Source organism: Pseudomonas tehranensis, from assembly GCF_014268615.1.
In the GTDB taxonomy this organism is placed as follows: Bacteria; Pseudomonadota; Gammaproteobacteria; order Pseudomonadales; family Pseudomonadaceae; genus Aquipseudomonas; species Aquipseudomonas tehranensis.
Genome location: NZ_JABWQV010000173.1, coordinates 1 through 10,638 on the forward strand (window position 1 = coordinate 1; position 10,638 = coordinate 10,638).

7 protein-coding genes and 1 pseudogene are annotated in these 10,638 nt (G+C 61.3%); 5 read left to right on the plus strand and 3 right to left on the minus strand.

Features of this window, described 5'->3' with window-relative positions:
- Positions 1-229: 229 nt before the first annotated feature.
- Positions 230-3,040: an ATP-binding protein gene (locus HU811_RS19950; protein ID WP_186657652.1), complete on the plus strand. Its 2,811-nt coding sequence runs from the start codon at positions 230-232 to the stop codon at positions 3,038-3,040.
- On the opposite strand, the gene HU811_RS19955 is transcribed toward HU811_RS19950, so the two are convergent.
- Both HU811_RS19955 and HU811_RS19960 read right to left on the minus strand, forming a co-directional pair.
- A complete protein-coding gene (locus tag HU811_RS19955; protein WP_186657655.1) occupies positions 2,987-4,465 on the minus strand; it encodes an ATP-binding protein in 1,479 nt (492 codons plus the stop codon). The genes HU811_RS19950 and HU811_RS19955 overlap by 54 nt on opposite strands.
- A gap of 183 nt (positions 4,466-4,648) precedes the next feature.
- Entirely contained in the window at positions 4,649-5,599 is a 951-nt protein-coding gene (locus tag HU811_RS19960; RefSeq protein WP_186657658.1) for a GlxA family transcriptional regulator, read from the minus strand.
- 212 nt (positions 5,600-5,811) lie between these two features.
- Here HU811_RS19960 and HU811_RS19965 point away from each other — a divergent pair, with 212 nt between their 5' ends.
- Positions 5,812-6,534 carry a pirin family protein gene (locus HU811_RS19965; RefSeq protein ID WP_186657661.1) on the plus strand — a complete coding sequence of 241 codons (723 nt, stop codon included), beginning with the start codon at positions 5,812-5,814 and terminating at the stop codon, positions 6,532-6,534.
- Between the two features lie 267 nt (positions 6,535-6,801).
- A complete protein-coding gene (locus HU811_RS19970) occupies positions 6,802-7,263 on the plus strand; it encodes a hypothetical protein (protein ID WP_225248466.1) in 462 nt (153 codons plus the stop codon).
- A 49-nt stretch (positions 7,264-7,312) separates the two neighbouring features.
- On the opposite strand, the gene HU811_RS19975 is transcribed toward HU811_RS19970, so the two are convergent.
- Entirely contained in the window at positions 7,313-8,353 is a 1,041-nt protein-coding gene (locus tag HU811_RS19975; RefSeq protein WP_186657664.1) for a GlxA family transcriptional regulator, read from the minus strand.
- A gap of 286 nt (positions 8,354-8,639) precedes the next feature.
- On the opposite strand from HU811_RS19975, the pseudogene HU811_RS27795 reads away from it, so the two are divergent.
- Together HU811_RS27795 and HU811_RS27800 are read left to right on the plus strand one after the other, a co-directional pair.
- Positions 8,640-9,722, plus strand: a pseudogene (locus HU811_RS27795) (HAMP domain-containing protein); the annotation flags it as partial.
- 93 nt (positions 9,723-9,815) lie between these two features.
- Positions 9,816-10,583, plus strand: a complete 768-nt coding sequence (locus HU811_RS27800) for a methyl-accepting chemotaxis protein (RefSeq protein WP_371913960.1) — start codon at positions 9,816-9,818, stop codon at positions 10,581-10,583.
- Positions 10,584-10,638 lie beyond the last annotated feature (55 nt).

Sequence of the window (10,638 nt, forward strand, 5' to 3'; positions counted from 1 at the left end):
CTCCCGCTGGGCTGCGCAGCAGCCCCAAGACTGTCACCGCGGCGTGCCAGATTGATTGGGAGCGGGGCCTTGGGGGCGCTTCGCAGCCCAGCGGGAGCGAGCTCCCTCGCCACAGAGATCGGCGCCTTGAACGCGGCGTCTGGAAACGTTCACCGTTGCGCTTGAAACAAAACCTGAGGAACATGCTCGGGAAAAGCCGATGCACCGGGACCAGAACATTGAGAGCAACATGAGCCAGTACCTCAACCTGCCTGTCGAACAGACGCTGCATTTCGGCCCTTACCGCGTCCATCCTCGCCAGCGCCTGGTGCTGGAGGCCGGGCAGCCGTTGCGCCTGGGACGCCGGGCAGTGGAGATTCTGCTGGTGTTGCTCGAACACGCCGGACACGTGGTGAGCAAGCAGGAACTGATGGCCCGTGTCTGGCCCAAGAGCGTGGTGGAAGACACCAACCTGCGGGTGCACGTGGCGGCGCTGCGCAAGGCCCTGGGAGACGGCCAGCATGGGCAGCGCTACATCATCACTGTGGCGCAGCGCGGTTACAGTTTCGTCGCACCGGTGTCCCTGGAGCCGGTGGAGCAACTGGCGCGAATCCCTCACCCTTCCCTGGCCCACAACCTGCCGCCGCGCCGCACCCGGCTGATCGGACGCCAGGGCCTGGTGGAAAACCTGGTGGCCCAGCTGCCGCGAAAACGTTTCATCACCCTGGTGGGGACCGGCGGGATCGGCAAGACCACCGTCGCCTTACGTGTCGCTGAGCGGCTGATCGGTCACTACCGGGATGGCGCCTACCTGTTGGACCTGGCGTCGCTCAACGACCCGTGCACGATCGTCCCGAACCTGTGTGCGCTGCTGGACCTGCCACTGCATGAAGGCGACCCGCTGGACATCGTCACCCGGCGACTCAAGGAACAACACCTGCTGCTGGTGATCGATAATTGCGAGCACCTGATCGATGCCATCGCCCAGCTCAGTGAAACCCTGCTGCGCGGGGCGCCCCACTTGCATATCCTGGCCACCAGCCGCGAAAGCCTGCGGGCCGAAGGTGAGCACGTGCAGCATCTGGATTCCCTGGCGTTCCCACCTTGGGAGATGCCCATTGAGGGTTATCCGGCCCTGGAGTTTCCGGCGCTGCAACTGTTCGCCGAACGGGCAATGGCCAGTCATGACAGCTTCGAGCTGACGGATCAGGACATACCGCTGGTGGTCGACATCTGCCGGCGGCTGGACGGAATTCCCCTGGCCATCGAACTGGCCGCCGGTCAGATCGGTGTGTTCGGACTGGAGGAACTTCACCGGCAACTGCAAGGCAGCGTCGCCCTGCTCCACAACGACACCAACGCCGCCGCACCGCGCCAGCAAACCCTGCGTGCCACGCTGGACTGGAGCTTTGCGCTGCTCACCGCCTGCGAGCAGACCTGCCTGCGACGGCTAGCGGTGTTCATGGGCAGCTTCAATCTGGCATCGGCCGCAGCGGTGATCGTGGGTCAACATATCGCGCCGGACCAGGTGCTGATGTCGGTCAGCCAACTGGTCGCCAAATCGCTGCTCAACGTCGAGGTCGGCGATGAAGAGGTGCGATATCGCCTGCTGGATACCACTCGCAGCTATGCCCTGGAAAAACTGGCTGAAGCCGGGGAACTGGCTGCCAGCCATCAGCGTCACGCCGAGCGCTGCCTGACACTGATGGAGCATGCCGAAAAAGACTGGGAAACGACCCCCACGCGGCAGTGGATTGCCCGCCACGCCCTCTATCGCGACGACATCCGTGCCGCGCTCGACCGGGGGCTGGGCCCGCAGGGATCGCATGCGGTAGCGATCCGCCTGACTGCCCGCACCCTGCCTCTCTGGCAGGAGTTGTCGCTGCTCAGGGAGCACGGGCTTTACGTGAGCAAGGCGCGGGCGTTATTGCGCCAAAGCCCCGCGCCGTGCCCACGACTGACCCTGGCCCTGGAACTGGCCCATGCCAGTTTCAATTACCATACCCAAGGCGGCACGCCTGCCACTGTCGAAGCCTTCATCACGGCCCGGGGCCTGGCGCAACAATGCCAGGACCTGGCCGGCGAGCTGCGAGCCGTGTCGGGGCTCATGACCGTCAACCTCAGCTGCGGCAACTACCAAGAGGCGCTGGAACAAAGCCTGGATTTCGACCGACTGGGCGTGCACGGCGACCCGACCCTGTCCTTGAGCACCCAACGCCTGCGGGTGCTGGCGCAGCATTTCACGGGTGACCAGACGGCCGCCCGGCGTGATGCCGAACAAGTGATCCAGCGCCTGGCCCAGAGCGGCCACCTCAGCCGTTTCTCCCATGGTTTCGGCGTGCAATACGATCAGAGCGTGGCGACACTGACCGTGCTGGCGCGCATTCTCTGGCTGCAAGGCTTTGCCGAAAAAGCCCGGCGCACCGCCGACCTTGCGCTGCAGATTGCCTTGCAGATCAACCACGGCATCTCGATCTGCTACACCCTGGCGCTGAGCGGTTGTGTGATTGCGCACTACAACGGCGATCATTCACGCGCCCGGGAAAGGCTCGAACTGTTGAAGCACCAGGCGAAAAAACATTCGGTCATGCTGTTCCATGACTGGGCCAGCCACTATGCCCGCGCTTTCGATGACGAAACCCAGGAAGCGAGTTCGACCAACGCCGGACTGATCCAGGACATCGTCGTCACCCTGCGCATCGATTGCGTCAGCCAGGCACAGGTCGAGCGCGCCCGCAACGGTGCGGCAGGCTGGTGTACGGCGGAGATCCTGCGGGCCGAGGCCGAAGCCCTGTTGGCGCAGAACGACCCCGCCCTTGAGCGCTGCGCCGAAGAGCAACTGCTGAGCGCCCTGGCGGTGGCCCGGCGGCAAAATGCCTTGGCCTGGGAATTGCGCAGCGCCATGTCCCTGGCCCGGCTGTGGCAACGCCGGGGCATGGACCATGCCGCCCAGGATCTGCTCAGGCCGGTCTATCGACGTTTCAGCGAAGGGTTCGACACTCCCGACCTACAGCAAGCTGGCGCGCTCCTGCAAAAACTGGCCCGACGGCTGGGGCCTTGAACGACGTACCTCCCAAGCTTCTTGCAGGGCATGGCGCCGGTTGAAAACAGCCCACTGACCACTGCGCCGCAATTTTTCCAGGGCGTAGGCGCGAGTGGTGTGGAGCAAGTGGAACCGAGCCCCGTCCACGCACTGCTCGACCATGACCAGCGATTGGTTAGCCAGCCGTGACAGCAGACCAGGCAATTGCCCGGCCTCCAACTCGGCACAACTGATGACGGCCAGCGCCGCCTTGAGCGTAAACGGCCCATCGAACACGGCCAGGCGCTGGAACACGGCTTGCTCATCGTCACTCAAGCGCTCGAAGCTCCAATCCAGCATGGCCTCCAGGCTTCGATGGCGCGCCACAGCCGTGCGGCGCCCATGGTTCAAGAGTGACAGCCCACAATCCAACTGTTCCAAGACCCCCGCCACGCCCAACACACCCACCTGGGCCGCCGCCAGTTCCAGCGCCAGCGGTAACCCGTCCAGGCGTTGGCATATCTGGACAATCACCGCCAACTCGCGGTCATTGGGCTCGAAACCCTGCTGCCGGGCAGCGACCTGATCGATCAACAACTGCACCGCCGGACACGCCAATATCTGGTGGGCCGGCTCACGGGACGAGGTCACTGTCAGCCCCGGCAGTTGTACGACGCGCTCATCCATCAGATTCAAGGGCTCACGGCTGCTGAACAACAGCGAGACCTGCGGGGCCAATGCGCCCAACGCCCGGGCCAGGTCCCGGCAGGCGTCGAGCAGATGGTCGCCGCCATCGAGCACCAGCAACATCCGCCGCGATTTCAGTTGCTGGCTCAAGGTTCCGTGTCCCAGCCCCAGGGTGCGGGTAACCTGTGCCGTCACCTGCGACGGGTCGCTGATGGCGGACAGGTCCACAAACCAGGCACCGTCATCAAAGTGCTCCAGCAACAGTTCGGCCGCCCGCAGCACCACGGTGGTCTTGCCGACCCCACCCGGTCCGGTCACGGTGGTCAGGCGCTGACGGGGCACCTCGCTGAGCAACCGGCCCAGCACTTTGTCGCGACCGATTACCGGGCTCAGGCGCGCGGGCAAGTTGTGGCACTCGACCGGCTGCTCGACGTCAGCATCCACGACCACGGGCGCGGCAAAGCAATAGCCCTGCCGGGGATGATTGAGGATGTAGCGAAAACCGTCCGCCGAGTCACCAAAAGCCCGCCGCAGCGCCGCGATGTGCACCCGCAGGTTGATGTCCTCCACTACGCTGTCAGGCCAGACGCGGGCGATAAGTGCTTGCTTGCTGACGAAGTGGCCGGCGTTCTCCAGCAACACTTGAAGAATGTCCAGGGCGCGGCCACCCAATGCCAGGGACTCGCCGCCACGGGTGACAAGTCGCTGCTGGCGATAAAAGCTAAACGGGCCGAAGCACACCGCCGGCTCGGTGTCGGGTCTGGCGAAACTGTTCATGGGCGATCGAGCGCCGGATAACCATCGCGGGCATGACACTCCGGCGATCCGAACGCGTCTGCCCTGGCTCCTGCGCATCCTTTCCAGAGGGTTCGCCGTTATCTTGGCAGCCATCGCCCAGAGGACAATGCTGGCACAGGGCGCATGACGGACATTGCGGTGCCCTGGACGGACACCGACGGCTCAACTGAACTGCTGGCGGTATTGCACGGGGGTCAGGCCAAGCTTTTCACTGAACAGCAAGCGCATGTGCCGCACACTGCCGAAGCCGCTGCGAAACGCCACGGTCTTGAGGGGCAAATCCGTGGATTCCAGCAACTGGCGGGCGCGATCGATGCGCGCGCCTTGCAGGAATTCCATGGGCGTCATCTTCACTTCGCGAACGAACATCCGGGCGAAATGGCGAGAACTCATGGCGGCGATCGCGGCCATGCGTTCGATGGTAAAGGGTTCCTCCAGGTGCTCCATCACATAATGCTGCACCCGGGTAATGGCAGACTCTTGAGCCGCCACCGCCGCCACCAGCGGGCTGAACTGCGCCTGGCCGCCCTGGCGCTTCATCACCACCAGTAACACCTTGGCCACATCCAGCGCGACTTTACGACCGTGGTCCTGAGCAACGATGGACAGCGCCAGGTCGATGCCGGCGGTTACACCGCCGGAGGTGATCAAGCGTCGATCCTGCAGGAAGATTTTGTCGGTCTCCACCCGTGCCTTGGGGAAACGCTGGATCAGGCGTTCGGTGTAGTGCCAGTGGGTGGTAACGCGATAGCCGTCAAGCAGCCCCGCCTCCCCTAACACAAATACGCCGGTGCAAATGGAGCCGTAGCGCGTGGCCCTTGGCGCTGCCGCGCGCAACCAGGTGTGCAATCCCGGATGCTGGTCGTTATAGGCGCCCGGTCCACCTGGCACCAGCAACACGTCATAGGCCGCCCAAGCCTGGTCGATGTGGATATCGGCCTGTACCGCCACGCCGTTGGACGCTCGCAACGCGCCACGTTCGGTTCCCAGGGTCAGCAATTGATAACGAAGATCGGGTTCAAGGTAACGATTGGCGATGGAAAACACTTCAAGAGGCCCGGCCATGTCGAGCAATAAAAAATCCGGGAACAACACCATTGCAACGGTTTTCATCGAAAATACGCCAAAATATTCAGAGGCCTTAGAAGCCACAAACCCACATTATGTCGAAGCCAGCCGCCTGCTGGTAGCAGCCTCTATTGTCTACTCATAACGGACAGTATTTCGTTTTTAACCTGCTTATTGAACCATTCAATAACCATTAACCTTCTTCTGAACCTGGCGAACGCCCACCGCCGCCGCCCATACCCATCAGGAGAGCTACCATGCTGACCCTTCGCAAAGCTTCAGACCGCGGCATCGCCCGCCACGGCTGGCTGACCTCGTTCCATACCTTTTCCTTTGCCAGCTACCGCAACGTCAATGAACAAGGCTTCTCCGACCTGCTGGTCATCAACGACGACCGGGTCGCAGCGGCCAAGGGCTTCGGCCAGCATCCTCATCGGGACATGGAGATTTTTTCCTATGTACTTGAAGGCGCGCTGGAGCATAAGGACACCCTGGGTACCGGCTCTGTCATTCGCCCCGGTGATGTACAACTGATGAGCGCTGGCAGCGGCGTGGCCCATAGCGAGTTCAACCACAGCGCCGAGGAGCTGGTGCACTTCCTGCAAATCTGGATCGTGCCCAACGTCAGTGGCGCCACACCGCGCTATCAACAGGAGCACTTCAGCGCCGAACAGAAACGCGGTCGCCTGCAATTGATCATTTCCCCGGACGGCGCCAACGGCTCGCTCCAGGTGCGCCAGGACGCACGGGTCTATGCAGGGCTGTTTGACGGCGAGGAAAACGCCACCCTGACATTGGCGCTTGATCGTTATGCCTACGTGCATGTGGCCCGCGGCAGCGTCGAGCTCAATGGGGTGCCCTTGCAGGAAGGGGATGGCGTGCGGGTGCGCGAGGAACAGGTGCTGACGTTGAGCAACGGTCAGGATGCCGAGGTGCTGGTATTTGACCTGCGGCCACAGGAATTGCCGCAAATGCCCTGACCGGTTGCATTGCCGTGGATATAACGCTTGGGAGATCGGCGCGAAAAGCGTCTAAAAAAACTCGGGCAATCCGCCACAATCCAGCTTTGCTATCTGAGACCGCGCATGGAACCCAAGGGGGGTTGCCGCCCTCCTTCCATGCGCTCTTTGGTATGCAGAGAAAGCTTGAAGAAGTTCCCATCCAATTGCGTTTTCAGATCAGCGGTAGGTGATGCCATCACTCTGTGATATTGACTGAATGTTACAAGCCAAGCAAAATGATCTCACTTGGCCATTAAAATCCCCCTGGCTTCTGCTTATTTCATGGAAGAAAGTATGAAAACGGTTATTTCCCTCGTTGCTCTATCCGTTGCTTGCTGCGCCACTGCGGACGTCCAGACCATTGCCTACCAATACGATGATTCAGATGCTGAATACTCCATCGTCTCTTTTGTAGAAAGCGATTCATCCATCCAGGCCACGTTGCAACGATCAGGCGCCTACTTCACCAACTATACAAAACTGGAAATCGATTGCGCCTCCCGCAATGTTCGTCACATGGGGATGTACAACAGCCTCGATAGCCTGGAAAAAGCTCAGTTCGACGAGATGCAAGGTCGCATCGTTGAAGGCTCGATAGCCGATGAGGTTGGCAAAGTGCTCTGCAAGGGCACAACCATGACCGCCTCGCAGACCGCCTCGCAAACTGACAAACTGCCTGCCGACGAACTGCCAGACGATAAAACCTGATTCCACGCCACCCGTCTGCCGTGCGCCTATTTGCGCGCACTGCTTAACCTCAACGCAACGCCTGCTTTCGCTCAAACGTCGAACGATAACTGCCAGGCGGCACGCCGAAGAAATCCCGAAAACGACGCTGAAAGTGCGGCGAGCTGACAAAGCCTGTCGCCACGGCGATTTCGGTGACGGATCGATTGGTCTGCTGGATAAGTTGGCGCGCACGGGTCAGGCGCAGTTCCAGGTAATAACGCGTCGGCGTCGCGCCGAGGAAACTGCAGAAGCGTCGCTCCAACTGCCGCTTGGAAATCTTCACGCAGGCCGCCAGCTCATCGATGGTCAATGGCTCCTCGATGTTTTGCCACATCAACTCCAACGCCAGCTTGAGACTTTCTGGCAGCGTCGGATCGGTTTCGACGAAGACCGGCGGCAGATCCGACGCGTCGCCCGACTCATCACACCGCAGGATCTCCTCGATCGCCCCCACCAGCGCCTCGCCTCCCGTCTGGCGGATCAACTGAAGCATCATGCGCAGTGAGCTGTTGGCACCTGCGCAGCTGACCCGCTGCCGGTCAACCACATAAGCGCGGCTGGAAACTTTCACATGGGGAAAAACCTCCGCCATCATGGCGCGACTTTCCGGGTGAACCGCGCACTCGAAACCATCGAGCAAACTGGCATCGGCGACAAAAAAAACGCCGTTCCACAACCCGCCCAGTATTGCCCCGGATGCGGCGTTGGCGCGCAGCTTGCGTCGCAGCAGCGGCATACCCTGCAACTTCACGCGAAAGCCACCGGCGACGATCAGGACGTCCTGGTTCTCCGGCAACTGCGCCAACTCGATATCGGCAGAGATAACGATCCCCAGGTCACTGGTCACCTGACTCCCCGACGCCCCAACCGTCAGCACCTCATACAGTGGCCTGTCGCTCATCAGGTTGGCTGTCACCAGCGCATCCACCGCACCGGTAAAGGACATCATCGAGAAATTGTCCATCAATACGAACGCGACACGAACCGGAGCCTGATCAGCATCTGAGGATCCGAGCGGCCGGTAAGCCATGTTTTTGTTTTTAAGTACGCTCTCGAATGCGCTGGGCATAGGGCCTCGTCAATACATGAAGGCATCAGGACTTGTATCACGCTCGCGCTTTAAGCAGCAGAGCAATTGGCACATCTTCCAGATTAACCACGACGGCTGCAATCGACTCGCGACATCCCAGGCCGATTCCTCCCTGATAGCCCAGCGGCCTCAAGTCCATTCGACTTTGGTCGATATCGTGTAGGTACGCATGGGCGCTTCCCCCGTTCCAGAAACTCGCAACGCGCACCGCTACTGTTTCCTGTTTCCGCCGTTCCAACACCTATAAATATCCGCGGGAGAAGTCATGAATATCAAACAGAAGTTGACCTGGGCGTTCGCGGCCATCGCCTGCTTGCCAGTGATCCTGGTGGCGGTGCTTGTCGTGTTGAACCTGCGCGACGCCGCACAAAGCAACTTCCTGGACAGCAGCGGCCGTGAAATCCGTCAGATCGACAACGGCATGAAGCAGTTCTTCGATGGCATCAGCCAGAACGTCGAGTTCTTCGCCAAGGACCCGCGGATTGTTGCGGCCAAGGATCTGAAAAACTATTCCGGTGCCGACGCTGCACAAATTCCGCTGCCTGAGAACAACAAACAGCTGCTGGACATATTCGACCGATTCGCCAAAAGCCATCCGACCACCGCCTATCTTTCTCTGGGGCTGGCCGACGGTGGTTACGCCAGTTGGCCTGACGATCCCAAAATTTCCAACTACGACCCCCGCGTTCGTCCTTGGTACAAGGCCGCCATCGCGTCACCGGGCACCACAGTGCGTACAGACGCCTATTACTGGGCCCCGGACGATGTATCGCTGATCGGCATCGTCCACACGGTCTCCGACGCCGCCGGCAAGCTGGTGGGTGTGGTGGGCCTGGACGTTTCCCTCAAGCAACTGACCGAACTGGTCAAGAACATCAAGCTGGGCGACAGCGGTTACCTGATGCTGGTTGAAGCCAATGGCAACGTCCTGGTCGACCCCAGCGACGCCAAGCACAACTTCAAGCCCATGGCAGAGCTTGGCCCCAACTATGCCGCACTGGCCAAAAGCGCTGATGGCGTAACTCAGATCGAGATCGAGGGCGTGCCCTACATGGCCAACGTCGTCAGCTCCAAAGGCCTGGGCTGGCGTTTCATCGGCCTGATCAAACGCGACGAAGTCATGGCCCAAGCCTCGAGCCTGACCTGGTTGATCGCCATCATCGCCGCGGCGCTGGCAGTCGTGTTCGCCATCGTCGGCGCCAGTTTCGCCAGCGTGATCGTGCGACCGATTCGCGGTGTTGCCAATGGCCTGCAGGAAATCGCCGAAGGTGAAGGCGACCTCACCCGCAAGCTCTCGGTGCAAGGCAAGGACGAAACCGCCACCCTGGCCAGTTGGTTCAACCAGTTCCTGGGCATGATCGCCCAACTGGTGCAGCGCATCGGCAGCGCCTCCTCCGACCTGCAAAGCGCCGCCGCCGATACCAGCGAAGTGGCGCAAAACATGAACGAAGCTGCCGGACGTCAACGTCAGGCCGTTGAACTGGTGAGTACCGCGTTCAACGAAATGGTCGCCACCGCCAACGAGGTCGCGCGCTCCTGCAGCCAGGCCGCCTCCAGCGCGGACGCGGGCTATCGCGACGTGCACGATGGTCAACAGCACATCGGCGAAGCCACGGGCAGCGTGCTGAAACTGAGCGAGGACCTGCAAAAGTCGACCCAGACCATGCAGGCGCTGGAGCAGGACAGCAAGAACATCAACACCATCCTCGACACCATTCGCTCCATTGCCGAACAGACCAACCTGCTGGCCCTCAACGCTGCCATCGAAGCGGCGCGTGCCGGCGATCAGGGTCGCGGATTTGCCGTGGTCGCGGACGAGGTCCGCGCCCTGGCCCGACGTACCGCCGACTCCACCGGCGAGATCGACAGCCTGCTGGGCAACCTCGCCCGCCGGACCCAGGAAGTCACCCTGCAAATGCAGGGCAGTCTGCAGGGCTCCAAAACCAGCGTCGAACGCATTCAGCAGGCCCGCGACAGCTTCGACAAGATCCGTATCTCGGTGGACTCGATTCGCGACCAGAACACCCAGATCGCCACGGCGGCCGAGGAACAGCACCAGGTGGCCGAAGACATCAACCGGCACATCTCGCAAATCCATACCGACGCACAACTGGTGGAAGAATATGCCCACTCGGCGCAAACGGGCTCAGGCCGCTTGACGGATATTTCCGGGCAGCTCAAAGGGTTGGTGGGACGGTTCAAGTTCTAGTTGTAGAGCCTGAGACAGCCCCCCTAAATGTGGGAGCGAGCCTGCTCGCGATAGC

What these genes read in the sequence shown, in the direction of transcription:
- HU811_RS19950 (WP_186657652.1), top strand. Translation starts at nt 230, where the DNA reads ATGAGCCAGTACCTCAACCTGCCTGTCGAACAGACGCTGCATTTCGGC.
- HU811_RS19955 (WP_186657655.1), bottom strand. Translation starts at nt 4,465, where the DNA reads ATGAACAGTTTCGCCAGACCCGACACCGAGCCGGCGGTGTGCTTCGGC.
- HU811_RS19960 (WP_186657658.1), bottom strand. Translation starts at nt 5,599, where the DNA reads ATGAAAACCGTTGCAATGGTGTTGTTCCCGGATTTTTTATTGCTCGAC.
- HU811_RS19965 (WP_186657661.1), top strand. Translation starts at nt 5,812, where the DNA reads ATGCTGACCCTTCGCAAAGCTTCAGACCGCGGCATCGCCCGCCACGGC.
- HU811_RS19975 (WP_186657664.1), bottom strand. Translation starts at nt 8,353, where the DNA reads ATGCCCAGCGCATTCGAGAGCGTACTTAAAAACAAAAACATGGCTTAC.
- HU811_RS27800 (WP_371913960.1), top strand. Translation starts at nt 9,816, where the DNA reads ATGAACGAAGCTGCCGGACGTCAACGTCAGGCCGTTGAACTGGTGAGT.